Consider the following 22,919-nt stretch of genomic DNA (forward strand, 5'->3'; position numbering starts at 1 on the left):
GTCGCCGCGGCGGCCCGCCGCCGCGGTCGACGTGTACGGGCGGTCTACAGTTCGCCGAGCTTGCGGAGCAGCTGGCCGCGGTACTCCTCGTCGGCCTGCACGTCCTTGAGCTCGAGGACGTTGCGTTCGAGCTTGTCGAGGGCGACGCCGAACGCCGAGTCGGCGCCGTAGCCCTCGCCGGAGCCGGCGGCCTGGCCCTTGTTGGTGCGCAGGCGGATCTGCGAGCGGATGAGGGGCGTCCCGCGGAGCTTCTCCTTGTGTTCGTGGAAGCGGACGTGGCAGTGCTGGACCTGCATGTCCCCGTACTTGTCGGCGACGCGCTCGATGCGCTGGCGGATGTCCTCGCGGCTGATCGTATCGAGGAGCTTGATGTTCGTGATCTGCACGTCCATGTGCTGCTCCTCGGTGAACGTCAGCGCGCGGAGCACGTCGGTCTTGGTGAGGATGCCCTCGACGACGCTGTCGTCGCCCTCGGGCGTGACCACGAGCCCGGCGTAGTCGTTGTCGAGCATGCGCTCGACGGCGTCGCGGACCGACTCGTCGAGAGTGGTCGTGGCGACGGGGCTGGACATCTCGTCGTAGACGGGCAGGTCGAGCACGCGCTCGATGTCGCCGGCGCGCTCGCCGCGGGTGGCCTTGTCCATGTCGCGGACGACGATGTCGACGATGTCGTGGCGGGTGACCATCCCCGAGAGGTTGCCGTCCTCGTCGAGCACGGGCAGCCGGGAGATCCCGTGCTCGCGGAGGAGGTTGATCGCCTGGCCGACGTTGGTGTCCTCGGTGACGGTGACGACGTCGTCCGTGTAGATGTCGACGACCGAGAGGGCGTCGAGGTTCTCGAGGACCGCCTCGAGGATCGCGTCCTCGGTGACGATCCCCCAGAGGCGGTCGGCCTCGAAGACGGGGGCGACCTTGGTCCCGCCCTCGACGAGGACGCGGGCGACCTCGCGCACGTCGTCGGTGCGCTCGACCTTGGGCGCCGGCTGCATCATCGCGCTCGCCTTCGTGTTGTCTTCGATGTGAGACTGCACCAACTGTTTCTGCGTCACGATCCCAGCGTACTCGCCGTCGTCGGTGACGATCAGGCCCTTGGGGTTCTCTCGCTCGAACTTCGACCGGACTTTGCCCAAGCGCTCGTCCACGTCGACCGTGACGTACTCGCTGGTGGCAATATCAGCAATATCCATCTGAATCTCCCATCCCGAGAGTTCGACGCCGACACTATTCAAACTTGGCGAACACTCCCACGAACCGACAAGGCGTCACTCGACCCGTCGTCGCCGGGTTCCCCACCGATGTTCGCCCTCCACTCGAACCGCGACCCCACCGGTCAGAGACCGCTTTCCGCGCAGTATGAAGCCGCTACCGCCGCGACCGGGTCCGCGCTCGCGACTGACCGCCGTCTCCGCCCGTCTCCCCGCCGGATCCGATCGGCGGCCGACCGCCCGTATTTCGACGATAGTCGAATAATACTACGACTTTAATCGAATCCATCCGTTCGCCGGAATATCGAAAGCAGACCGGAACGGAAGTTAACGTTCGTTCAGAGACAGGTGCCGATTACCGGCGTGACAAACACAAACATAGGTAAATCGGGAAAAACAGCAGAAGTTTTTTCATCTCCCCGCTCGCTGGTTGGAGTACGATGACGGGGACACAGCCGCGGATCGAACTCTACGTCCGGTCGCTGCTCCCGGACGGCGCGCACAACCGACAGGAGGCGGTCATCGACCGGCTCGAACGGCTCGACGCCGAGGACGAGATCGAGGGGTTCTCGGTCATCGTCTGGGGCAAGCAGATCGCCCGCGACTCCTCGGGCGCCCGCACCGAGGAGGGCGAGTACATCCTCAACCGCGTCGCGGAGTTCAAGCAGTGGGCGCTGTCGAACAACGTCTCGCTGGAGTCGTTCTACCAGAAACACGACGTCGCCAACGACGCGACCGACGAACCGCACTCCGCCATCGTCCTCCCCGTGATGGGCCTGGCCGAGTACGAGGGCGAGGAGCTGCGCCACGTCGCCCCCTGTACCGCGGGCGACGAGGTCCACACCATCATGGACCGCCTCGACCGCCTCGAACGCGGCGAACCGGCCGCGGTCGAGGACTCCGGCGGCGTCTCTATCCTCTCCGACTGACTCCGTTCCCCGTCACTCTCGCTTTCGACCCGCCCAGCGGCTGCGTCGTCGTCCGCGGCGCTCGCCCGACCCGCCGCGGTCGTCCGCTCGTCGCCGGACCGCTCGCGGCCACCCTGCGAGCGCAGGGGCGCGGTACTTGCGTCGCACGCGCCTCTAGTCGAGAGCAATGGCAAATCTCAAAGCGGGCCCGCTGAACAAGATCGGTATCGTCTCGACACTCGTCGACGCCGCGCTGGCGTTCGCGCGCGGCCGTCCGAAGAGCGGCGCCCTGCTGGTCGCCGCGGCGGCGCTGTCCTCGAAGGTCCCCGCCCTCGGCACGCTCACGTCGATCGCGCTCCGGATCGCCCGCCGACTCCGATAGCGTCTCGTCCGCCGACCCCCTTACTTCCCGCCGTTCGACCGCTCAACAGACGAACACGGTCGCGTAGACGCTCCCGTCCGGGCCGGCGTGTACGTCGACGCCCACCAGCCCGTCCTCGGGTTCGGCGAACTCGCCGGACTCGGCGGCGTAGCCGTCGACCAGCGCGGCGGCCAGGGCGTCGGGCGAACCGAGCGCGGGGTCGCCCTCGTCGAACGACCGGGACAGCGGCGTGATCCGTTCGACCCTCTCGCCGCAGGTACCGTCGAGAGCCCGGCCCAGCCGCTCGCCGCTCGGTTCCGAGCCGGTCCCAGCGACCTCGCTCACCCACCCCTGGTTGTAGAGCCGCGCCGCGTCGTCCACGTTTCCGTTCCGCTCGTACTCGCCCAGTCCCGCCTCGCCCCGCCGGTCGTTTAACTCGGCGACGAAGGCCGTCTCCGTCTCACCGAGGTCGACGCCGCGGTACTCCCCGGCGCTGCCGGGGACGCTGTCCATCCCCGGGAGCGTGACGACGCCCAGCAGCGCGAGTACGAGGACGGTCCCGGCCACGAGCGCGAACGCCAGCCCGACGGCGTACCGGGCGTTCAGCAGGTCGAGGTAGGAGGTCCCGCCGAGCTCCTCGTCGTAGTCGGACTCGTCGGGGACTCGCCGCTCCAGCGAGGGGTTGCCACAGCGGCTACACGGCGGCGAGTTCTTCTGGTGGACCCGGCCACACTCCGGGCAGACCCACACGGGTTCGCGCTCGTGGTCGGGGTCCTCGGGCGCGACCGGGACGACGGCCTTCTCGAACTTGTGGTGGCCGCAGTTGTCGCAGGGCGGGTCGTTGCGGTCGTGGGGCTTGTCGCACCACGCGCAGCGCCACTTGCCCGACCCGCCGCTCCCGGTCCCCGACGCCCCGGCTCCGCCGTCCTCGCCCCCGCTGTCACCGCCGCTCATCTTACAGTCTGACGGGCACGTCGCGGTCGTCCAGGTAGCGCTTGACCTCGTCGATCGAGAACTCGTCGAAGTGGAAGATAGAGGCCGCCAGCGCCGCGTCGGCGCCCGCGTCGGTGAACACCTCGTAGGCGTCCTCGGGCCCGCCACAGCCCGACGACGCGATGACGGGCGTCGAGACGGCGTCGCAGACCGCCTTCGTCAGCGGGATGTCGTAGCCGTCCTTCGTCCCGTCGGCGTCGATGGAGTTGACGAACAGCTCGCCCGCGCCCCGCTGTTCGGCCTCCTCGGCCCACGACACCACGTCCGTTCCGGTCCCCTCGCGGCCGCCCTTGACCGTACACTCGAACCAGCAGGACTCGCCGTCGACCTCGACGTAGTGTTCGCCCTGTTCGTCGAACCGGCGGCGCGCGTCGACGCTGATGACGATGCACTGGTTGCCGAACGCGCGGGCGCCCTCGGTGATGAGCTCCGGCCGCTCCAGCGCGCCCGTGTTGATGGACACCTTGTCCGCGCCCGCGCGGAGCGTCTCCTTGACGTCTTCACGGGTGCGGATGCCGCCGCCCACGGTCAGCGGGATGAACACCTCGTCGGCGACCTGCGAGACGGTGTCGAGCATCGTCTCGCGGCCCTCGGCGCTGGCCGTGATGTCGAGGAAGACGAACTCGTCGGCGCCCGCCTCGTTGTACTTCTTGGCCATCTCCACGGGGTCGCCCGTGTAGGCCAGGTCCTCGAAGTTCACCCCGGTGTAGACCGCCGCGTTCCCCTCGTCGTCGAGGTCGACGTCGATACAGGGGATGATCCGCTTCGTCAGTCCCATTGATACCGACGACTCGGGCGGCGAGTGGCAAAAGGTATCCGCTCTCCCGGGCGGGTCGGTCGCCGCCTCGGTCGCGGAACCCGCGACGCGAGCCCGCACGGTCACGAGACCCGCTCCCCCGACGGTATCCGGGGAATACTTTTGAGGCGGATCGGCGATAGCCCGGACGATGAACCGCGCAGTCGCCGCGATCGCCGCCGGCGCCGTCGGGACGATGGTCATGTCGGCGGCGCTGGCGATCTTCGAGGTCCAGACCCGCTACGCCATCGGGATCTTCGAAGCCATCGCCCGGTTCGTCCGGATGCCCGAGAACCTCTTCGTCGGCTTCGTCGTCTACGCGCTGGTCGGCACCGTCGCCTGGCCGCTGCTGTTCGTGAGCCTAAAGCCGTACGTCCCGCTCGACCTGGACCCCGCGGTCGCGGGGATGCTGTTCGCGCTGCCGCTGTGGATCGCGTTCGCCATCGTCGGTCGCGGCGACGTGACCGGCGCGATCGTCGTCCTCTTCGTCGCGTTCACCCTGATCGCCCACCTCGTCTACGGGTTCGTCCTCGGCGCGGTGTACGCGAGCCTCGCCGACGAACACGCGTAAGGTCGGGATACACCCCCCGCGGGCGGCGAGTAGGCTCGCGTGACCGCGCGATGCCCGACGCATACTTTTCCGCCGGCTTTCGCAACACCCGATAGCCACTACCGCCCTATGTCCCGACTCCTCGCCGGTCTCGTCGTCGTCGCGACCTGTTGTGCCCTCGTGGCGGTCGTCTGGCTCCGGACCGAGCCCTTCGCGGAACCCGAGGAGCCGCGGGAGGACTCCGTGACCACGATGGGCGACGCGACCCCGACCACCGACGGCGGGACAGTGCGAGCGAAGCCCCTCGGTCCGCGCCGCTGGCTCACGACCGTCGACCACCGCGACGTGGGCCTGCTCTACCTCGCCTTCGGCACCGTCGCCGGCCTCTGGGGCGGGATGGACGCGATGATGATGCGGACGGAGCTGCTGACCCCCAGCGTCTCCGTCTGGAACGCCGAGACGTACAACGCTCTGTTCACCACCCACGGGATCACGATGCTGTTTTTCTTCGCCGCGCCGGTGTTCGCCGGCATCGCCAACTACGTCATCCCGCTACTGATCGGCGCCGACGACATGGCGTTCCCGCGGATCAACGCGCTGGCCTTCTGGCTGTTGCCGCCCGCGCTGCTGATCACCCGCGCGGGGATCGTCACCGAGCTGATCGGCAAGACCCTCGAAGGTGCTCTCGGACTCCTCCCGCCGAACGCGATGGCCCCGTTCGGCGGACTGGGCGGCGTCGTCGACCCGCTGTTGGCCCTGGAGCCGCCGGGGGTCGGCTGGACGATGTACACGCCGCTGTCGATACAGGACCCCAACCAGCAGGTCAACCTGCTGTTGATCGGCCTGCACCTCAGCGGCGTCGCGACGACGATGGGCGCTATCAACTTCATCGCGACCATCGTCACCGAGCGCGGCCCGGAGGTGTCGTGGGCCGACCTCGACCTCTTCTCGTGGAACATCCTCACCCAGTCGGGGATAATCCTGTTCGCGTTCCCGCTGCTGGGCAGCGCGATGGTCATGCTCCTGCTGGACCGGGTCGTCGGCACGACCTTCTTCACCGTCGACGGCGGCGGCCCGATCCTCTGGCAACACCTGTTCTGGTTCTTCGGTCACCCCGAGGTGTACATCCTCGTCCTCCCGGCATTCGGCCTCGTCAGCTACATCCTCCCGAAGTTCGCCGGCCGCGAGCTGTTCGGCTTCCGCTTCGTCGTCTACTCGACGCTCGCGATCGGCGTCCTGAGCTTCGGCGTCTGGGCCCACCACATGTTCGCGACCGGGATCGACCCGCGGGTCCGCGCCAGTTTCATGTTCGTCTCCATCGCCATCGCCGTCCCGAGCGCGGTGAAGACGTTCAACTGGATCGCGACGCTCTGGAACGGCCGTGTCCGGCTCACCGCGCCGATGCTGTTCTGTCTCGGCGGCCTCGCGCTGTTCGTCGTCGGCGGCATCACCGGCGTCTTCCTCGCCTCCATCCCCGTCGACCTGGTCGTCCACGACACCTACTACGTCGTCGGCCACTTCCACCTCATCGTCATGGGGGTCATCCCCTTCAGCATGTTCGCGGCCTGTTACTACTGGTTCCCGCTCATCACGGGCCGGTGGTACAACCGCCCCGTCGCCGTCGCCCAGGCCGTGGTGCTGACCGTCGGGTCCGCGGTGACCTTCCTGCCGATGCTCGTCACCGGCACCGAGGGGCTCCCAAGGCGCTACGCCACCTACCCCGAGGCGTTCGCGCTCCTCAACCAGGTCTCCTCGGTCGGCGCGCTGCTGATCGGGCTCGCGGCCGCTCTCTGGGCGTTCAACATGGTCCAGTCCTACCGCGTCGGCCCCCCGGTCACCGACGACGACGCCTGGGACCTCGCCGAGACCGGCCAGCGCGCCCGCGAGTGGCACCACCCCTCGGGTCGACCGACGCTACGAGCCCCCGCCGTCGACGACTCGGCGCCCGAGGACGACGAGAGCGCGGGAGACGACGAGAGCGACGGCGGGACCGACGGCGGCGCGCCGACCGACGACGAATCGACCGGGGACGAGACGCCGGCCGAACCGGACCACGCGAGCGCCCTCGACCGGTCGGCCCGCGACGACGCGATCGGCGGCCGGGGGGCGCTCCGACTCGTCGCCGCGGTGACGGTCGCGATCGCGGTCCTCGTCGTCGCCGGGCGCCTGCTGCTCCCGCTGACGGGGTTCGACTCGACGACGGAGGCGCTGATTCGGACGCTCAACCGCCGGTTGCTGCTGGTGGCCGTCCCGCTCGCCCTGCTGGTCGAGGGAGTCCTCGTCTACGCCGTCTGGCGATTCCGCGGCGGCGTCGCGGTCCCGACGCCGGAGAACAAGTCCCTGGAGATCGGCTGGACGGTCGCGACCGCGTTCGTGCTCCTGTTCGTCGCCGTCGTCTCCTACGGGGTGCTCGCCTCCCCGTTCGTCAGCGGGGCGGCCGAGTCCGCCGGCGAGCGGCCCGCCGACGCCGTCGAGATCGAGATCGTCGCCGAGCAATTCAACTACGGCGTCCGATACCCCGCAGCGAACGCCTCGGTCGCGGACACCGACGTGATCTACGCGCCTACCGACCGGCCGGTGTACTTCGAGGTGACTGCCGAGGACGTGTTACACTCCGTCCACATCCCCGCGCTGGGGCTCAAACAGGACGCCTTCCCCGGCCAGTGGAACCTGCTCCACACTCGGCTGCTCGACCCCGGCGAGTACCACCTCTACTGCGCGGAGTTCTGCGGCGTCGGCCACTCGCGGATGCGGACGACCCTCAGCGTCGTCCCGCCCGAGGAGTACGGGCAGCGGGTCGACGCCCTCGCCGCCGGGAACGGGACCGCCGCCGCGAACGAGGCCGGTGGAAACGCGACCGTTGGAAACACGGTCGGCCGGAACGCCGCCGGGAACGCGACGGTCCGGGCCCTCTCCGGTCGAGCCGGGTGAGTCGCCGGACCGACCTTCCGGGGACGGCAGGGTTTTACTGCCCGCTGGCGACTCCCGGATATGCAGAAACGTTCACTCGGTGGCGAGTGGCAGTTTCGCCGCGCGGGCCGCGAGGGCGGCGAGTGGCGGACCGGCGCGGTGCCCGGCGGCGTCTACACGGATCTCCTGAACGTCGACGCGATCCCCGACCCCTTCGTCGAAGACGACGAACTCGACGTGCAGTGGGTCGGGAAGTCCGACTGGACATATCGGCGCACCGTCGAGGTCGACGAGCGCCTGCTCGACCACGACCGCGTACTCCTGCAGTGCGACGGCCTCGACACCGTCGCGACGGTCTCGATCAACGGGCGGGAAGTCGGCCGCTCCGTCAACATGCACGTCGGCCACGAGTTCGACGCCAGCGACGCGCTCGAACCCGGCGAGAACGAGATCACCGTCGCGTTCCGCTCGCCGGTCGAATACGGCCAGGAGCGCGCCGCGGAGTACCCCTACGAGGTGCCCTGTATCCGCTACCCCGTCGACCAGCCCGGCCGCCCCTTCGTCCGGAAGGCCCAGTGTCACTACGGCTGGGACTGGGGGCCCTGCCTCCCGACGATGGGCATCTACCGCGACATCTCCATCGTCGCCTACTCCGAGCCGCGCGTGCGCTACACCAAGACCGAACAGGACCACGCCGGCGAGGGGATCGACCTGACCGTCCGCGCCGGGATCGACGCTCCGAGCGCCGGCACCTACGACCTGACCGTCGAGGTGGCCGACGCCGCCGTCACCGAGTCCGTCGACCTCGATAGCGGCGAACAGGAGGTCGAACTGACGGTCCCGGTCGACGAGGGGTCGGTCGAACTCTGGTGGCCCAACGGCTACGGCGACCAGCCGCTGTACGACCTCGACGTGACCGTGAGCGACGGCGAAGGGCGAGCCTGCGACACGGAGTCCGACCGCGTCGGCTTCCGCGAGGTCGACCTCGTGGTCGAGCCCGACGACGTGGGGATCTCCTTCTCCTTCGAGGTCAACGGCGAACCCGTCTACGCGAAGGGGGCCAACACCATCCCGACCGCGCCGCTGTACGGCGACGTGACCGACGAGCGCTACGAACACCTGATCCGCAGCGCCGCCGACGCCAACATGAACATGCTGCGAGTGTGGGGCGGCGGCTACTACGAGGAGGAGACCTTCTACGACCGCTGTGACGAGTACGGTATCCTCGTCTGGCAGGACTTCATGTTCTCCTGTTCGCTCCATCCCGCGAACGACGAGTTCCTCGACACCGTCGAGGAAGAGGTCCGCTACCAGGTCCGCCGGCTCGCCAACCACCCCTCTATCGCGCTGTGGTGCGCCAACAACGAGAACGAGGAGGCCGCCCAGAACTGGTTCGTCGAGCACGACCACCACGAGGACCACCTCGACGACTACGCCGCCCTCTACGAGGAGACCGTCGGCCCAGCCTGTCGCGAGGAGGACCCCTCGCGCACCTACTGGCCCGGCTCCCCGTCGAGCGGCCCGGACGAACTCGAGCCGTACGTCTTCGAGAAGGGCGACATCCACTACTGGGACGTGTGGCACCAGGGCCAGCCCTTCGAGGACTACCTCACGACGGAGCCGCGGTTCGTCTCCGAGTTCGGCTACCAGTCGTTCCCCTCCATCGACTCGCTTCGAACTGTCCTTGACGAGGCCGACTTCAACCCCACCTCGCCGATGATGGAACACCACCAGCGCAACCCCGGCGGCAACACCACTATCCTCCGCCGGATGGCCGACTACTTCCGCTTCCCCTTCGACTTCGACGACTTCGTCTACCTCTCCCAGCTCCTCCAGGCCGAGGCGATGTCGACGGCCATCGAACACTGGCGCCGGCGCAAACCGACGACGATGGGCGCGCTGTACTGGCAGCTCAACGACCTGTGGCCCGTAGCCTCCTGGGCCTCTATCGAGTACGACGGCAAGTGGAAGGCCCAGCAGTACGCCGCCCGCAGACAGTTCGCGCCCGTCCTGCTCTCCTTTCACCCCTCCTTCGAGGGCCGCGACGGCGTGGACAACGCCCAGGCCGAGGACCCCGAGGAGGCCGACTGGGGCGACGTGACCGCCCAGACCCTGTGGGTCACCAGCGACGAGACCGAGCCGCTGTCCGGCGAAGTCACTCTGGAGGTCCACACCTTCGGCGGCGAACTCGTCCACGAGGAGCGCGTCGCCGTCGACGTCGACGCCCACGAGAGCGTCGAACTGGCGACCGTCGACCGGGCGGATCTGCCCGAGGGCGTCGACCCCGGCGAGGTCATGGTCCGCGCGGCGTTCGAGAGCGACGACGAGAGCATCGACACTCCCGACTCGTATCCGGCGACCGTCTTCTTCGAGGACTACAAGCGCCTCGCACTCCCCGAGACGAAACTCGCAGTCGAGATAGACGGCACGGACGTGACGGTCGCGGCCGAGCGGGCCGCGCTGTTCGTCGAACTCGACCCGGGGACGATGCCCGGCGCGTTCTCGGATGACTACCTCCACCTGGCGCCCGGCGAGGAGCGGACGCTCACCTTCGACGCCTACGACGGCCGCCGCGACGCGCTCGTCGAGGCGGAACTGGAAGACGAGCTCTCGGTGCGTCACCTCCGGGAGACGTACTGACCGGGTTCGGGGCCGGGGTGACACGGCCGCCACACGAGCGACGACGAGGCTCCGTCGTCGGGTCGGTCCGTTCCGACACGCTAAGGTGGCCCCCGGGAGAATCCCAGTCCATGGTCGACGAACACGAGGACGCGGCGCACGGACACGAGGACCGCCCGGACTACGACCCCGCCAACAAGGACCTCCCGGCCGGGGAGCCGCCGCTGCGCTCGACGGCACCCCAGAGCGAGTACGTCGGCCGCGACGTGGGCGTCGGGATCGCGGTCATGCTCGTCGGCGTCGCCCTCACGTTCGTGCTGCCGATCGCGCTGGTCTAGGTCGGGCCACGACGCGGACCGGCCCCGAGATCAGCCGTCGGACGCCGCTTCCGTGCCCGGATCGGAGGCCGGGCGCGTGTACTCGACGGAGAACCGCCGGCTCGCGAGGACGGCGTTGCCGATCGCCTCGCTCGCGGTGTCGTGGGTCGCTCCGCCCTCGACGGACAGTCGTTCCGAGAGCGCGTACACCTGGAAGCGGTAGGTGAACGGTTCGCCCCGCGGCGGGCAGGGCGAGATGTAGCCCGCCTCGCCGCCCTCGGGCCGGCCCTGTCGCGCTCCGCCGAGCGACTCGACGACCGGCTCGCTCGGGAGGGCGGCGGGGATCCGGTCGCGGTCGGTCGGCACGTTCCACAGCGTCCAGAAGGTCCTGTCGGTGATCGGGCCCTGGTTGAACGACGCCGTCACCGCGAACCCCGCGGTCGGGTCCGGGGCGCGCTCGACGGCGAACGGCGGCGAGACGCCCTCGCCGGTGCAGGTGAACCGAGCCGGCAACTGTTCGTCGGGGTCTATCGCCGGGCTGGAGACGCGGAACGCCCGCGGCGTCTCCGTCTCCGCCTCTGACCCGGCACAGCCGGCGACACCGACGGCGGTGGCGCCGGCGACCGTCGCGAGTACGTCCCGGCGTCGCATACCCGAACTCAGTCCGACACGGTAATCGGAGCTTCGATCGACGACGCGCGAGCGCGCCGCACGGACCGGCGTCGGGGGAACTCGCTCCGCCCGGGCTCTCTCAGCGCGTGAAGTCGGTGGGAACGGTTTTTATCGCCGCTCGCTTCCGGTCGGACGTGAGCGTCACGAAGCATCAGGGTCTGGTCGAGTGTCTGCGCGAGCGGGTGGGCGAGAGTCTCCTGACGGTCACGCGGTTCACCGACGAGGCGTCGGAGTTCCTCTACGGCGAGGAGTGGTTCGAGCGGTTCGTCGCCGAGGTCGACACCCGCTCGCCGGAGAAGATGCACGAGGACGCGGTGTACGACCTCCAGCAGGCCGAGGTGAGCGGGCAACTGTACGGTAGCCGCGTCAGGTCCGAGGTGCGCATCACCGAGGACGGGATCGGTATCGCACTCTACCCCGGCGACGGCGTCGGCTTCCACGCCCTACTGGACGACGAGGCGTCCGTCGACGTGCCCGGTCTGGTCGACGATGCGCTCGCCGAGATCGGCGAGTCGGCGTAGCGCGGTCCTCGGCGGTCCTCAGCGGCGTAGGGCGGTGACCGCCGACCCGCGGGGCCCCAAGCTTATGCTGGACGGTTGACTACTCGCGACCATGTGCGCCTCCCTCCAGCGACGCTCCTCGGCTGACGGTCCGACGACCGTCGGGTTCGCCGCGCTCGTCGCGGTGCTTGCGGGCCTCGTCCTCGTCAGGCTCGGCGTCGGCTACGTCGCCGGGACGCTTCCGTCGGTGACCGGTCTCCTCAGGGTGCCGCTGCTGGTGACCCTCGCGTACAGCGCCGTCGCGCTCGCCGGCCTCGGCGCCGTCTACGCCGCGTTCGCGGCCGGGCGCGAGGAGCGGCTCGACCGGGACGAACTGGCGCAGGCGGGGCTGGCCGCGGTCCCGCTGGTCGCCGTCGCCGTCTACGTCGCGTTCGACCGCCTGGACCTCGGCGTCTCGGCCCTGCCGGTCGTCAGGTCGGCCGGGTACCTGGCCGCCGTCGGCCTCCTCGCCGCCGGATACGCCCGGGCCGCCGACCTCGATATCCCGACGATGCCCCCGACCCGCGACGGGTGGACCGTGATGGGACTCGCAGTGGTCGCCGTCGTCGTGAGCGTCGTGCTCGCGACCGTCGGCGCGACGTTCGTCGGCTGGCCCGACGTGCCGTTCGCGGCGTTCCGGTACGGAGCGGCGCCCTCGGTCCCGTCGCTGCTCCTGACGACGGCCGTCCCGGGTACGATCACGGCCGCCGGAACGGCGCTGCTGTTCAACGGCGCCGTCCAGACCGCGCTCGGTCGCTATCGGTCGCCGGCCGCCGCGGCCGGTGCCGTCACGCTGCTGGCGTTCGGCGCCGACTGGGCGATCACCGCCGTCCCGGTCGCGCTCTCACCGGTCCTCGACCCGGTCCCAGTCTCCGTCCGCTGGCTCGTCGTCCTCGCGGCGCTGATGCTCGCGATCGTGGCGGTGCTGGCTGCCTCCCTCGCGTACGGGCGCTTCTGGGACGAGCGGGACCTGGTCTCGGGTCGCGGTCGGTCGACGCTCGCTGCCGCCGGGGCGGCCGCGGCGCTGGGCGCCGTCGTCGCGGTCGTCGGATTCGCGCTCCTCGGCGCCGGCTTCGGGCCCGCCGCGGTCAGCTACGCCGTCGCCGTCGGCGTCGCCGCGGTCGCCTTCGAGCGCGCGCGAACGGTCTGGGCACCGGCGGTCGTCTACGCGGTCCACGGCGTCGCGGTACAGATCGCCCCCTACTACGTCCTCCCGGACAGCGCGGCCGACATCGGGGTGACCGTCCTTTCGGCGCTGGGCTGAACCGCGCCGGCTGACGGCGTTCGTCTCGACCGCCGAGCGGAGCGCCCTCGCCGATTCGGTCGCGGTCGTTTCGCGCCTGCAGGCTTCGAACCCGTAACGTGACACCCTCTGACACACACCCCGACACGTAACTGCACGAACGCCTATTCCCGTCGCTGACCGACCTGTGAGTGGGAGAGATACGAATGCCACTACTGAAACGAATCACCCGACTGTTCGGTGACGAAGGGGACGCGGCGGACGGAACGGCGGTGGACCGCGAGGCCGCTGACCGGGAGTCGGTGGGACCGAGCCACGTCTGCCAGAGCTGCGGGAAAGAGTACTTCGAGAACCCGACGATGAACATCCGCACGTGCGGGAACTGCGGCGGCGTCAAGGTCGAACGGGTCTGACCGCCGGCCCGTCGACGGCGGCGGTCGAGCGACTATCCTCCCGCGTCAGTCCAGTTCCCGGTCGATCACGTCGCGCAGGCCCGCGACCTCGGCGGCGTCGTAGGACAGGTCGCCGTCGGCCAGCGCCACGCCGAGGGTCCCGGAGCCGTCGGCGCTCCCGAGGTCGTAGACCGGCGCGACGCCGTCGAAGGCCTCGCGAACCGCGCTCGCGTCGGTCGTCTCGATAACGACTCGGCCGGCCTGTTCGCCGAACAAAAGCGCCGCGGACGAGCCCTTCGACGGCGCGTCGAGGTCGACGCTCGCGCCGGCTTCCTCCGAGATCATCTCGGCGAGGGTCACCGCGAGGCCGCCGTGGCTCACGTCGTGGGTCGCGAGCGTCGCGTCGTCGTTCGCCACGTCGACCAGCGTGTCGACGAACGCGTCCGGGTAGTCCAGCGACTCGGGGAACCGATCCGTGCCGCCGAACTGCGCGAGATACTCCGAGCCGCCGAGACGCGCCTCGGCGTCACCCTCTAGCGAGCGCGCGCCGACCAGCAGGAGGTCACCCTCGCCGGACAGCGAGTGCGGTGGCGCGTCGTAGCCGTCCTTGACACCGACGAGCGCGAGCGTCGGCGTCGGCGGGATCGGGCCGGCGACGGAGTCGTTGTACAGCGAGACGTTCCCGCCGAGGACCGGCACGTCGAGCGTCGAGCACATCTCGGCGAGCCCGTCGACGATTCCCTTGAACCCGCCGTACACGTCGGGCTTCTCGGGGTTACCGCCGTTGAGGCAGTCGACCGCGGCGTGGGGCGTCGCGCCCTTGGCGGCGACGTTGGTCGCGTTCTCCAGCGCGACGGCGCGAGCGCCCTCGTACGGCGCCGCGGTCGTCCAGTTGGGGTCGGCGCCCGAGGAGAAGGCCAGCCCCGTCCCGGCCTCTCGGACCGCCATCACGGCCGCGTCGTCGCCGGGCGGCGTCGCCGTGCGGACCTGCACCTCGTGGTCGTACTGCCGGTAGACCCACTCCTTCGACGCCGTGTTCGGACTGCCGACGACGGCCTCGAACGCCTCCGCCAGGTCGACGCCCTCCGGGAGGTCGCGGGGCTGTTCCGTTGGTTCTTCGGCGGGCAGGTCGTTGTACGGCGCCCCGTCGCCGAGGAACTCCGCGGGCGCGTCGACGACGGTCTCGCCCTCGAACGTGCAGACGTAGTTGCCGTCGGTGACCTCGCCGATGACCGAGGCGCCCAGATCGTAGCGGTCGGCGATCTCTTTCACGCGCTCGACGTTCTCCGGGCGGACCTCGTAGCACATCCGCTCCTGGCTCTCGGCGAGCAGGTACTCCATCGCGTTCATGTTCGGTTCGCGCTCGTGGACGTTCGTCAGTTCGATGTTCGCGCCGAGCCCGCCCTTGGCGACCATCTCCGAGGACGCCCCGCCCAGCCCCGCCGCGCCCAGGTCCCGCGCCGACTCGATCAGGTTCTCGTCGATGAGGGCCTCGTTGGCCTCGATCAGGAGTTTCTCGGTGTACGGGTCGCCGACCTGGACCGCCGGTCGGTCCTCCGTCTCGGCGTCCTCGGCGAGGTCCTCGCTGGCGAAGGAAGCGCCGCCCAGCCCGTCCCGGCCGGTGGAGTTGCCGACGAGCAGCAGTTTGTTTCCGGGCTCCTGGGCCTCGGCGGTGACGAGACGGTCGGGGTCGTCGATCAGGCCGACGCAGGCGACGTTGACGAGGGGGTTGCCCTCGTAGTCGTCGTGGAACGCGGTCGAGCCCGTCACGGTCGGGACGCCGATGCAGTTGCCGTAGTGGGAGATGCCCTCGACGACGCCCTCGAAGAGATAGCGGGAGTGCTCGCGGTCGAAGTCGCCGAAGTAGAGGGAGTCGGCGAGCGCGATGGGGTAGGCGCCCATCGAGAGCGTGTCGCGGACGATGCCGCCGACGCCGGTGGCCGCGCCGTCGAACGGGTCGACGTAGGAGGGGTGGTTGTGGCTCTCAATACCCATCGTGATGTAGGTCTCCTCGCCGTCCGAGGGGATGGAGACGACGCCCGCGTCGTCGCCGGGGCCGACGACGACCTGGTCGCCCTCGCTGTCGAACGCGCTCAACAGCGGCCACGAGGAGCGATAGGCGCAGTGTTCGCTCCAGAGGTTCTCGAAGAGCGCGGCCTCGGCGCGGGTCGGCTCCCGCCCCAGTTCCTCGACCACCAGGTCGTGGTCGCTGTCGGAGAGACTCATTACCGGACGGTCGCTCCCGGCCGGCTAAATCGCTTTCCATGCGCGGCCAGACGCCGGGTCTCTCCGCGGCCGAGCGCCCGGTCGGCGGTCCCCGGCGCTCACTCCTCGGACGCGCGCACGGACAGCACCGGCACCGAGACGGAGCGCATCAGGTTCTCGGTGACGCTCCCGAGGATGCGCTTGTCGAGGCCCGTCCGGCCGTGGGTGCCGACGACGACGAGGTCGATACCGTGGGCGTCGACGTACTCGTCGAGGCGGTCGACCACGTCGCCCTCCTCGACGGCCGTCTCGACGGCGACCCCGCGGTCCTCGGCTCGTTCCCTTGCCGGGGCGAACACCTCCTCCTCGCGGCGCTCGCGGGCCTCGCTGATCTGCGAGGACCCGATATCGATGCCGAGGACGTTCGATTCGAGGACCGAGACGAGGTGGAGGGTGCCACCGGTGGCCTCGGCGATTCCCAGCCCCTCGTCGACCGCCGCCTCGGACCCCTCGCTGCCGTCGGTGCCGACGAGTATCGCCTCGGGCGGGTACTCGCGGTCGCTCTCCGGCGGGACGACCAGCACCGGGGCGTCGGCGTTGCGGACGACCCGCTCGGTGACGCTCCCGAGGATGATCCGCTCGATGTCGCGGCTCCCCCGGGTGCCCATCACGACCAGGTCGACCCCTCTGTCGTCGACGTAGTCGCAGATGGTCCGCGACGGGCCGCCCTGGATCACTTCCTCGACCGTCTCGACGCCCGCGTTCCGGGCGCGAGCGCCCGCCTCCTCGACGATGTCGCGGCCCTCGCCCTCCAGCACGTCCGTGACCCGCCCCTGGACGTTCGACAGGCTCGGCTGGTTCGTGTCGGCGACGTACAACACGTGCAGTGTCGCGTCGTGCGCCCCGGCCGCGGCGATGGCCGTATCGAGGGCCGTCTCCGCCGCGTCGCTGCCGTCCGTCGGGAAGAGGATCGCGTCGTACATGCCACTACCTCCACGGGCCAGCCTCAAAAACGCTGTCTGCGGCGGTCCGGTCGTCCACCCGGACCGCGCGCTCGACCGGCGGCCGACCCGCGACCGACCGGGGCGAACACGTTCGCCCCCGACGGGACCCGACGAACCGGTTCGGGCGGCTGTATACCCCATCGACCCCCGATGTTGGGGGCGGTTTTCAGACCGTGGGAATCCCCTCACTGGCCTTTATGGTACCACTGCCAACTCCGAAGTGAGTATGACCGACAACATCGGTGCGCCCGGAACGGACATGTCGCGTCGCGAATTCGCCAAAGCCGCCGCCGGCACGACCGGTTTCATGGCGCTCTCGGGCTGTCAGGCCGCCCCCGCGGAGGAGAGCGGCGTCACCGTCTCCGAGGTCGAGTCGGGGACCGGTTCGACGCCCGCACAGACCGCCAACCCCGCGGATCTCCCGAAGACCTCCCCGCCCCAGGTCGTCAACGTCGACGAGCAGGGCAACCAGGTCACGCTCTCCAGCGTCCCCTCCTACCACGAGGTCCACCCGCTGGAGAACATGGGCGGCCCCGTCGACCTCCCCTCCGTCTGGGCGTTCCAGGCCGACGACCGCGAGCCGTCGGTCCCCGGTCCCATCCTCCGGACGACCGAGGGCGAAGACATGGAGGTCACGCTGGACAACACGGACGGCAAGCGCCCGCACACGGTCCACTTCCACGGCCAGCGCAAGACCTGGGAGAACGACGGCGTCCCGACGACGACGGGCATCACCGTCCCGCCGGGCGAGAAACACACCTACGAGATCCCCGCGAACGTCCCCGGGACGCACCTCTATCACTGCCATTACCAGACCCACCGCCACATCGACATGGGGATGTACGGCTTCCTGCGCGTTGACCCGAAGGGCTACGAGGAGGCCGACCAGGAGCTGTTCATGACGCTCAAGGAGTGGGACAACGACCTCAACAAGCAGATGGCGGGGATGGACGCCTCCTACTCGCCGCGCGAGCGCAACCCCAACGTCTTCACCATCAACGGCAAGTCCGCCCCGCGGACGCTCCACCCCGAGGACGGCTCGCCCGTCATCGTCGAGCAGGGCGACACCGTCCGCATCCACTTCGCCAACAACGGGTACATGATGCACCCGATGCACACGCACAACCACCGCTTCGAGGTCGTCGAGAAGGACGGCTCGGTGATCCCCGAGGAAGCCCGCTACAAGGAGGACGTGCTCAACATCGCCCCCGCCGAACGGAAGACGATCGAGTTCGAAGCCGACGCCGACCCCGGCATCTACCTCATGCACTGCCACAAGGTGTTCCACGCCATGAACGGCAACTCCTACCCCGGCGGCATGGTCGGCGCCATCGTCTACCGCGACGCCATGGACTCGGACATCTTCTCCCAGCTCATGGAATACGCCGGCTACGAGGGCTGAACCTCCCGCATCGATATCCTTCGGCGCCGACGCCCAGCCGGCCCGGGCCCGGGCCCGGACCCGAACCCGGACCTGCGCCACACTCCTGTCAGACATCGCGAACGGGCATCGGCGGTCTCCGCCGCCTCGTCCTCGCTCTTCTCCGCGTTCTACTCCACGACGTAGGACTGCATCTCGCCGCGCGAGCGCACGTCGACGAACCGGTAGCGACGCCCGTCGGTCAGGTCGCCGGCGAAGTCGGCGCCGTCCGCCCCCTCCATCCCGTAGACCTCGTCGGCCTCCCGCAGGTCGCGGTCGTGTAGCGTCTCGCGCACCGCCTCGGGAAGCCGCCCGTCCGGCGGGACTTCGACGACGAACAGGCGGTCGGTGAAGCTCTTGGCCGTCCAGGCGTCGGCGACGCCCTCGCGAGCGGCCACCCGCTCGGCGAGCGTCGACAGGGCCGCGGCTCTGTCGCTCATACCCCGAGTTCGTCCGCCGGTCGGAAACCGCCCGTCCCGAACCGGTTCGTCGGTACGGAGCGGTCGGCGACCGCGCGTCCGCCGTTCCTCACCCCTCGCTCATCGCCTCGTCGTACCACGACGGCCGGTCGACGGTCGTGGTCCCGACCCGTTCGAACCGGACGCTCCGCCTGACGCGGACGCGCTCCCCGTCGTCGAGGGTCGCGTCGTAGACGACGTGGTACGACTCGACGAACCCCGACCCCGTGACGAACGCGTGCAGCGTCGCGTTCTCGACGCCCTCGACCTCGGCGGGGTCGTCGACGAACTCGTCGGACCGGGCGGCCGTCCCGACGAGGTGGACCCGATCCCGCGCGGGCGAGCGGTCGGCGACTCGCGTCTCGAACCCTTCGAGGGTCGACCGCAGGTCGGTCTCGGGCCCGAGGTCGAGCGCGACCGTTCCGAGCCAGAAGCTCCAGGTGCCGACGTACGCGTCGGTGTCGTCGTAGCGGCTGTAGACCGTCCGGCCGTCGACGCTCTGGCGGCGGAGGTACACCTCGTCGTTCGCCCAGTACTCCGCCCGCGTCGGCGGTTCGCCGATCACGAGCGGCGCGGCCGGGCCGTCGACCGACACTCTCGCGTGGTAGTCCCGGGCGGGCGCCTTCGACAGCGCGAGTCGGACGGTCAGCGCCGATCTGAGCGACCCGTTCGCGGTCCGGACCGTCCGGTTCGTGACGAGCGTGTAACTCTCGTTCCCGAGCGCGGCCCCGTGCGCGGCGGCGAGCGCCGACGCGTCGGTCACGCCGCCCGGCTCGACGCCCGGCGGGAGCGGCGAGTCGGTCGGCACCGGCGCCGGCGTCACCGTCGGGCGGTCCGTTCCGGGCGCCAGAGCGCTACAGCCGGCGAGAACGACGAGCAGCGCGACGAGCGCCCGGCGCATACGGTCGGTTCGGCTTCCGCGGGCAAAAGGTGCGTGGCGAATCGGGCTCCTCCGGATACGGAAGGGCATTCGCAGTGCGGTCGGCGCGTGCTGTCGCGGCCTCCGTGCCGCGACGACACCGCGCGAGGGATGAGGGAGCCGAAGGCGAGCGAATCGGCTGGGGAGGCTCGTGGCTGTCTGCGGTGCCGTGCGGGGCGGTGCTGTCCTGGCGGACTGAACGGGCGAGGCGCGCTCGCGTCGGTGGTCGCCTGAGCGGGCCACTATCCGCGCGGGCCGTGCGGAGAGCGCGGATATCCCGCTCAGCGACCGCGAGCGCGGCGAGGGCGTTCATCGCTCGCTGTCCCCTGCGGTCAGCAATACTGCTAGCGAGCGCGGCGAGGGCGTTCATCGCTCGCCGTCGAGCGTAGTCGATCCAACTGCGAGCGAGCCCGGTCGAGAAGGCGAGTCGCTAGCTCGCTTCGGCGTCGGATGCGTCGTCGATGTCGCCGTCTGTAACCGCGTCCCCTCCACCGTAGGCGTGCTCGATGGAGCGGAACACCGACAGCGCCACCTTCTCGCGGCTGGCGGGGTCGCGCTGGCCGTAGCGGACCTCCTCGAACAGCCGGGTCAGCTCGGCCACGTCGTCCTCGCCCATGCCGGCGGCGACGGCGGCGTCGGCGAACTCGCCGGGCGTCGCCGTGTCGGGGTCGGCCACGTCGAGCATGCTCGTCATCTCCCACCAGGCGCGGTAGACCTCGTTGTCCACGTCGGCGTTGTGCTCCTCCAGCCGGTCCGCGGCGCGACCGGCCGCGGCCGCTAGGTCCCGCGGGGTGAACTGGTTGGCGTCGTCGGCCTCGGCGTCGCGCTCCTCGATGTTCGAGATGGTGTCGCCGCCCGACGCGTGGTACAGCGCCGCCGCGGTGCCGACGAGGACGACGCCGAAGACGCCCAGCACCGCCTCCGCGGGGAGGTTCGTGACCAGCGGGTCGCCACCGCTCCCCGGGAAGGTATCGCCGGTGATGTTCCCCGGCCCGACCCCACGCCCGCCGACGGTCGGGCAGTCCGTCGAGAGGAAGTACGACAGCAGCACGGGCGGCGCGAGCGCGTACACCCCGAGCAACGAGGCGCCGAACGTGTAGCGGCGTTTGATCAGGCCGACCGCCGCCGCGAACACGCCGAAGTAGGCGAGCCCGCCCCACCACGTCGTTAGCGGCTGGACGCAGCGGCTCAGGTCGCGCGGCTCTCCGGGATCACCCGGCGTCCCGACCGGCGTCCCCTCGTCGGGTGGCCCCTGGTTCGGGTCAGACGGCGTTCCCACCGGACCCGTCCCCTCGTCGACGGGCCCGTCCTCGTCCGGGACATCGGGTGTCGCCGCACCGGTGTCGACCACCGACGCCACGGTCGCCGCGCCGACGGCGATCGCGGCCATCGCCACCACGCCGACCACGACCACCCGCAACGACTTCCTGTCGAAGTAGTCGTCCATAGCGTGTCAATGACTACCTATTGTAAATGTTTTTCGTACACATAGAATGCCTAACACGACAGTCAGGCGGCGCTACGCCGTCGATTCGACGATGCGGGCGACTCGACTGGTTCGGCTACCCGGACGCCTCGACGGGTTCAACGGTCATCGTCTCCGCCCAGTAGTCGCCCACGGCGTAGCTCATCCGGTAGGTCTCGCCGTCGTAGCGGACGTAGGTGGTGTCCCCGAGTTCCGTCGGCAGCGAGTCCCACTTGCCCATCGGGACGCCGTACGAGCCGTTCTCGACGGCCCACCGGACCTCGTCGCGGACCTCGGCGGAGAGGTTCGCGTGGGCGGTCACGGTGGCGTTCTCGCCGGGCGAGGCGCGGTCGGCGTAGATGGCGTAGGAGGCGTACAGCCGGCCGTCCATCGCGATATCGATCCGGTAGCGCTGCCCGTCTTTCCGGACGAACGCGTGGTCGCGGAACGGTCCGGCCGCCTCGACGGTGTGAGTCCCCTCGACGTACGGCGAGTCGGGCACGAACGATATCTCCCCGTCGAGCGCGTCGTCGAACGCCGCCTGCGACGCGGGCGACAGCTCCGAGTAGTCGACCGTGTTCCCGTCGGCCGGCGTCGCGGTCGGCGTCGGCGACCCGCTCGGCGGCGCCGCCGTCGGCGTGTCGGTCGCCGGGGTCGAGTCGGGCGTTCCCGTCGCGGGCTCGTCGGTCGGCGTATCGGTGGGCGTGGCGGTCGCGGGCGTGTCGCTCGGGTCCATCGAGTCGGTGGGCGTCGCGCCGTCGCCGGGACCGGGAGCGGCGAGACAGCCCCCGAGAGCCGCAAGCGCGACGAGCGCGACGATCAGTCGAGTCCGTTCCATACCCGGAACGCCGTCCCAGACGGGAAAGGGTCTTGTCGTGGGTCAAACGAGTCTTTGACGCGGCCGCGAGGCGACCCCGGGCGGGTCCTCACTCGGGGGCCATCCCCTTCTCGGCGAGTTCCGCGCGGGCCGACTCGGTCTTGTCCAGGTCCAGGCCCATTCCGTCGAGGACGGCCTCGCTTTTCGTGAACTGCACCGCGTCGTACTGCACGACCTGGACCCGGTTGCCCCACGGGTCGCGAAAGTCCAGTCCGGCCGTGGCGATCCGTTCGACCCCCTCGGCTTCGAGGCGTTGCTCGACGAGGTCGGCGTCGTCGACGACGAGCCCGAAGTGTCGGTGGTCGTCGGTCGTCCGCCCGGCGTCGTCGTCCTCGGTGAGCGCGAGGAACTGGTCGCCCATGTCGAGGAACACCGCCGAGTCGGTCCGGCCGCGGACCTCGAAGTCGAACACCGAACCGTAGAACTCGCGGGCCTCCTCGGCGTCACCGACCGACAGGGCGACGTGGTTGATCCCCACCATCCGTGCGCGTTCGCTATCGTCCGTCATGGTCCGGGTGTTGGGTCGCCGACCCAATCAACGCAGTGGGCCCGGACGGAGGGCGTTCGAATGTCCATGTGAGTGTATCGGTCGTTTCTGTTGGATGAGTTGTGAAAGCAAGTCGAACGACAGCGACCGCAGTCGACGGTGAGCGACGAACGCCCTCGACGCGCTCGCTAGCAGTATCGACGACCGTACTCGACAGCGAGCGACGAACGCCCTCGACGCGCTCGCGGTCGCTGAGCGGGATATCCGCGCTCTCGGCACCGCCCGCGCGGATAGTGCCCGCTCAGACGACTACATGAACGCGAGCGCGCCTCGCCCGTTCAGTCCGCCAGGGACAGCAACTGCACCGCGACCGCAACAGCAACCGCAGACGGCCTCACACCTCCCCAGCCGCTTGCGCTCCGCGCGCCTACGGCGTGCGGTGCTCATCCCTCGCGCGACTATTTCGAGCGGCCCGCCAAGCGGCGGGCACGCTCGACAGCACGCGCCGACCACACCGCTCACCGTAACTGCAACAGCCGTTACCTACACTGAGCATCCGGCGCCGGAGTCGTCCGGCCT

General features: G+C 69.9%; 21 protein-coding genes and 1 pseudogene. 11 read left to right on the forward strand and 11 right to left on the reverse strand.

The window, feature by feature from the left end:
• Positions 1-44: 44 nt before the first annotated feature.
• Complete coding sequence (locus HZS54_RS16325; RefSeq protein WP_179907988.1) at positions 45-1,187, reverse strand: CBS domain-containing protein; 1,143 nt, start codon at positions 1,185-1,187, stop codon at positions 45-47.
• A gap of 458 nt (positions 1,188-1,645) precedes the next feature.
• Here HZS54_RS16325 and HZS54_RS16330 point away from each other — a divergent pair, with 458 nt between their 5' ends.
• Together HZS54_RS16330 and HZS54_RS16335 are read left to right on the forward strand one after the other, a co-directional pair.
• A complete protein-coding gene (locus tag HZS54_RS16330; protein ID WP_179918149.1) occupies positions 1,646-2,134 on the forward strand; it encodes an HTH domain-containing protein in 489 nt (162 codons plus the stop codon).
• 166 nt (positions 2,135-2,300) lie between these two features.
• Complete coding sequence (locus HZS54_RS16335; protein WP_179918150.1) at positions 2,301-2,495, forward strand: hypothetical protein; 195 nt, start codon at positions 2,301-2,303, stop codon at positions 2,493-2,495.
• Between the two features lie 42 nt (positions 2,496-2,537).
• Here the strand turns inward: HZS54_RS16335 and HZS54_RS16340 are convergent, their stop codons facing one another.
• Positions 2,538-3,428, reverse strand: coding sequence for a hypothetical protein (locus HZS54_RS16340; protein ID WP_179918151.1), 891 nt, complete (start codon positions 3,426-3,428; stop codon positions 2,538-2,540).
• Between the two features lies 1 nt (position 3,429).
• Positions 3,430-4,245 (reverse strand): imidazole glycerol phosphate synthase subunit HisF, encoded by an 816-nt coding sequence (hisF, locus tag HZS54_RS16345; RefSeq protein WP_179918152.1) that lies wholly within the window; start codon positions 4,243-4,245, stop codon positions 3,430-3,432.
• Positions 4,246-4,414: 169 nt separating this feature from the next.
• On the opposite strand from hisF, the gene HZS54_RS16350 reads away from it, so the two are divergent.
• The 5 genes and pseudogenes from HZS54_RS16350 to HZS54_RS16365 all read left to right on the forward strand — a co-directional run bounded on the left by HZS54_RS16350 (position 4,415) and on the right by HZS54_RS16365 (position 10,680).
• Positions 4,415-4,834: a DUF6789 family protein gene (locus tag HZS54_RS16350; protein WP_179918153.1), complete on the forward strand. Its 420-nt coding sequence runs from the start codon at positions 4,415-4,417 to the stop codon at positions 4,832-4,834.
• Positions 4,835-5,065: 231 nt separating this feature from the next.
• Positions 5,066-6,820 (forward strand): annotated as a pseudogene (locus HZS54_RS26330) (cbb3-type cytochrome c oxidase subunit I); the annotation flags it as partial.
• A 120-nt stretch (positions 6,821-6,940) separates the two neighbouring features.
• Positions 6,941-7,744: a cytochrome c oxidase subunit II gene (coxB, locus tag HZS54_RS26335; RefSeq protein WP_281377755.1), complete on the forward strand. Its 804-nt coding sequence runs from the start codon at positions 6,941-6,943 to the stop codon at positions 7,742-7,744.
• A 60-nt stretch (positions 7,745-7,804) separates the two neighbouring features.
• Entirely contained in the window at positions 7,805-10,363 is a 2,559-nt protein-coding gene (locus HZS54_RS16360; RefSeq protein WP_179918155.1) for a beta-mannosidase, read from the forward strand.
• A 110-nt stretch (positions 10,364-10,473) separates the two neighbouring features.
• Positions 10,474-10,680 carry a DUF7550 family protein gene (locus HZS54_RS16365; protein WP_179918156.1) on the forward strand — a complete coding sequence of 69 codons (207 nt, stop codon included), beginning with the start codon at positions 10,474-10,476 and terminating at the stop codon, positions 10,678-10,680.
• A 30-nt stretch (positions 10,681-10,710) separates the two neighbouring features.
• On the opposite strand, the gene HZS54_RS16370 is transcribed toward HZS54_RS16365, so the two are convergent.
• Positions 10,711-11,310 (reverse strand): YbhB/YbcL family Raf kinase inhibitor-like protein, encoded by a 600-nt coding sequence (locus HZS54_RS16370; RefSeq protein ID WP_179918157.1) that lies wholly within the window; start codon positions 11,308-11,310, stop codon positions 10,711-10,713.
• A 155-nt stretch (positions 11,311-11,465) separates the two neighbouring features.
• Between HZS54_RS16370 and HZS54_RS16375 the strand changes: the two genes are divergently transcribed.
• The 3 genes from HZS54_RS16375 to HZS54_RS16385 all read left to right on the forward strand — a co-directional run bounded on the left by HZS54_RS16375 (position 11,466) and on the right by HZS54_RS16385 (position 13,526).
• A complete protein-coding gene (locus tag HZS54_RS16375; protein WP_179918158.1) occupies positions 11,466-11,852 on the forward strand; it encodes a DUF7522 family protein in 387 nt (128 codons plus the stop codon).
• A 91-nt stretch (positions 11,853-11,943) separates the two neighbouring features.
• Positions 11,944-13,134, forward strand: coding sequence for a hypothetical protein (locus tag HZS54_RS16380; RefSeq protein WP_179918159.1), 1,191 nt, complete (start codon positions 11,944-11,946; stop codon positions 13,132-13,134).
• A 185-nt stretch (positions 13,135-13,319) separates the two neighbouring features.
• Positions 13,320-13,526: a hypothetical protein gene (locus tag HZS54_RS16385; protein ID WP_179918160.1), complete on the forward strand. Its 207-nt coding sequence runs from the start codon at positions 13,320-13,322 to the stop codon at positions 13,524-13,526.
• Between the two features lie 45 nt (positions 13,527-13,571).
• On the opposite strand, the gene purL is transcribed toward HZS54_RS16385, so the two are convergent.
• Positions 13,572-15,731 carry a phosphoribosylformylglycinamidine synthase subunit PurL gene (purL, locus tag HZS54_RS16390; RefSeq protein WP_179918161.1) on the reverse strand — a complete coding sequence of 720 codons (2,160 nt, stop codon included), beginning with the start codon at positions 15,729-15,731 and terminating at the stop codon, positions 13,572-13,574.
• A gap of 98 nt (positions 15,732-15,829) precedes the next feature.
• Positions 15,830-16,693, reverse strand: a complete 864-nt coding sequence (locus HZS54_RS16395; protein WP_179918162.1) for a universal stress protein — start codon at positions 16,691-16,693, stop codon at positions 15,830-15,832.
• A 247-nt stretch (positions 16,694-16,940) separates the two neighbouring features.
• Between HZS54_RS16395 and HZS54_RS16400 the strand changes: the two genes are divergently transcribed.
• Positions 16,941-18,116 carry a multicopper oxidase domain-containing protein gene (locus HZS54_RS16400; RefSeq protein WP_179918163.1) on the forward strand — a complete coding sequence of 392 codons (1,176 nt, stop codon included), beginning with the start codon at positions 16,941-16,943 and terminating at the stop codon, positions 18,114-18,116.
• A gap of 149 nt (positions 18,117-18,265) precedes the next feature.
• Here HZS54_RS16400 and HZS54_RS16405 read toward each other — a convergent pair whose 3' ends face one another.
• From HZS54_RS16405 to HZS54_RS16425, 5 genes are all read right to left on the reverse strand, one after another.
• The gene (locus tag HZS54_RS16405) at positions 18,266-18,574 is read right to left on the reverse strand and encodes a hypothetical protein (protein WP_179918164.1); all 309 of its coding nucleotides are present in this window, start codon (positions 18,572-18,574) and stop codon (positions 18,266-18,268) included.
• A gap of 88 nt (positions 18,575-18,662) precedes the next feature.
• Positions 18,663-19,493 (reverse strand): DUF7537 family lipoprotein, encoded by an 831-nt coding sequence (locus tag HZS54_RS16410; protein WP_179918165.1) that lies wholly within the window; start codon positions 19,491-19,493, stop codon positions 18,663-18,665.
• A 448-nt stretch (positions 19,494-19,941) separates the two neighbouring features.
• Positions 19,942-20,958: a DUF4129 domain-containing protein gene (locus HZS54_RS16415; protein ID WP_179918166.1), complete on the reverse strand. Its 1,017-nt coding sequence runs from the start codon at positions 20,956-20,958 to the stop codon at positions 19,942-19,944.
• A 115-nt stretch (positions 20,959-21,073) separates the two neighbouring features.
• Positions 21,074-21,814 carry a DUF7979 domain-containing protein gene (locus HZS54_RS16420; protein ID WP_179918167.1) on the reverse strand — a complete coding sequence of 247 codons (741 nt, stop codon included), beginning with the start codon at positions 21,812-21,814 and terminating at the stop codon, positions 21,074-21,076.
• An 88-nt stretch (positions 21,815-21,902) separates the two neighbouring features.
• Complete coding sequence (locus HZS54_RS16425; protein ID WP_179918168.1) at positions 21,903-22,361, reverse strand: VOC family protein; 459 nt, start codon at positions 22,359-22,361, stop codon at positions 21,903-21,905.
• Positions 22,362-22,919: the final 558 nt, after the last annotated feature.

This window comes from Halosimplex pelagicum (genome assembly GCF_013415905.1).
Classification (GTDB): Archaea; Halobacteriota; Halobacteria; order Halobacteriales; family Haloarculaceae; genus Halosimplex; species Halosimplex pelagicum.

What these genes read in the sequence shown, in the direction of transcription:
- HZS54_RS16325 (WP_179907988.1), bottom strand. Translation starts at nt 1,187, where the DNA reads ATGGATATTGCTGATATTGCCACCAGCGAGTACGTCACGGTCGACGTG.
- HZS54_RS16330 (WP_179918149.1), top strand. Translation starts at nt 1,646, where the DNA reads ATGACGGGGACACAGCCGCGGATCGAACTCTACGTCCGGTCGCTGCTC.
- HZS54_RS16335 (WP_179918150.1), top strand. Translation starts at nt 2,301, where the DNA reads ATGGCAAATCTCAAAGCGGGCCCGCTGAACAAGATCGGTATCGTCTCG.
- HZS54_RS16340 (WP_179918151.1), bottom strand. Translation starts at nt 3,428, where the DNA reads ATGAGCGGCGGTGACAGCGGGGGCGAGGACGGCGGAGCCGGGGCGTCG.
- hisF (WP_179918152.1), bottom strand. Translation starts at nt 4,245, where the DNA reads ATGGGACTGACGAAGCGGATCATCCCCTGTATCGACGTCGACCTCGAC.
- HZS54_RS16350 (WP_179918153.1), top strand. Translation starts at nt 4,415, where the DNA reads ATGAACCGCGCAGTCGCCGCGATCGCCGCCGGCGCCGTCGGGACGATG.
- HZS54_RS16360 (WP_179918155.1), top strand. Translation starts at nt 7,805, where the DNA reads ATGCAGAAACGTTCACTCGGTGGCGAGTGGCAGTTTCGCCGCGCGGGC.
- HZS54_RS16365 (WP_179918156.1), top strand. Translation starts at nt 10,474, where the DNA reads ATGGTCGACGAACACGAGGACGCGGCGCACGGACACGAGGACCGCCCG.
- HZS54_RS16370 (WP_179918157.1), bottom strand. Translation starts at nt 11,310, where the DNA reads ATGCGACGCCGGGACGTACTCGCGACGGTCGCCGGCGCCACCGCCGTC.
- HZS54_RS16380 (WP_179918159.1), top strand. Translation starts at nt 11,944, where the DNA reads ATGTGCGCCTCCCTCCAGCGACGCTCCTCGGCTGACGGTCCGACGACC.
- HZS54_RS16385 (WP_179918160.1), top strand. Translation starts at nt 13,320, where the DNA reads ATGCCACTACTGAAACGAATCACCCGACTGTTCGGTGACGAAGGGGAC.
- purL (WP_179918161.1), bottom strand. Translation starts at nt 15,731, where the DNA reads ATGAGTCTCTCCGACAGCGACCACGACCTGGTGGTCGAGGAACTGGGG.
- HZS54_RS16395 (WP_179918162.1), bottom strand. Translation starts at nt 16,693, where the DNA reads ATGTACGACGCGATCCTCTTCCCGACGGACGGCAGCGACGCGGCGGAG.
- HZS54_RS16400 (WP_179918163.1), top strand. Translation starts at nt 16,941, where the DNA reads ATGACCGACAACATCGGTGCGCCCGGAACGGACATGTCGCGTCGCGAA.
- HZS54_RS16405 (WP_179918164.1), bottom strand. Translation starts at nt 18,574, where the DNA reads ATGAGCGACAGAGCCGCGGCCCTGTCGACGCTCGCCGAGCGGGTGGCC.
- HZS54_RS16410 (WP_179918165.1), bottom strand. Translation starts at nt 19,493, where the DNA reads ATGCGCCGGGCGCTCGTCGCGCTGCTCGTCGTTCTCGCCGGCTGTAGC.
- HZS54_RS16415 (WP_179918166.1), bottom strand. Translation starts at nt 20,958, where the DNA reads ATGGACGACTACTTCGACAGGAAGTCGTTGCGGGTGGTCGTGGTCGGC.
- HZS54_RS16420 (WP_179918167.1), bottom strand. Translation starts at nt 21,814, where the DNA reads ATGGAACGGACTCGACTGATCGTCGCGCTCGTCGCGCTTGCGGCTCTC.
- HZS54_RS16425 (WP_179918168.1), bottom strand. Translation starts at nt 22,361, where the DNA reads ATGACGGACGATAGCGAACGCGCACGGATGGTGGGGATCAACCACGTC.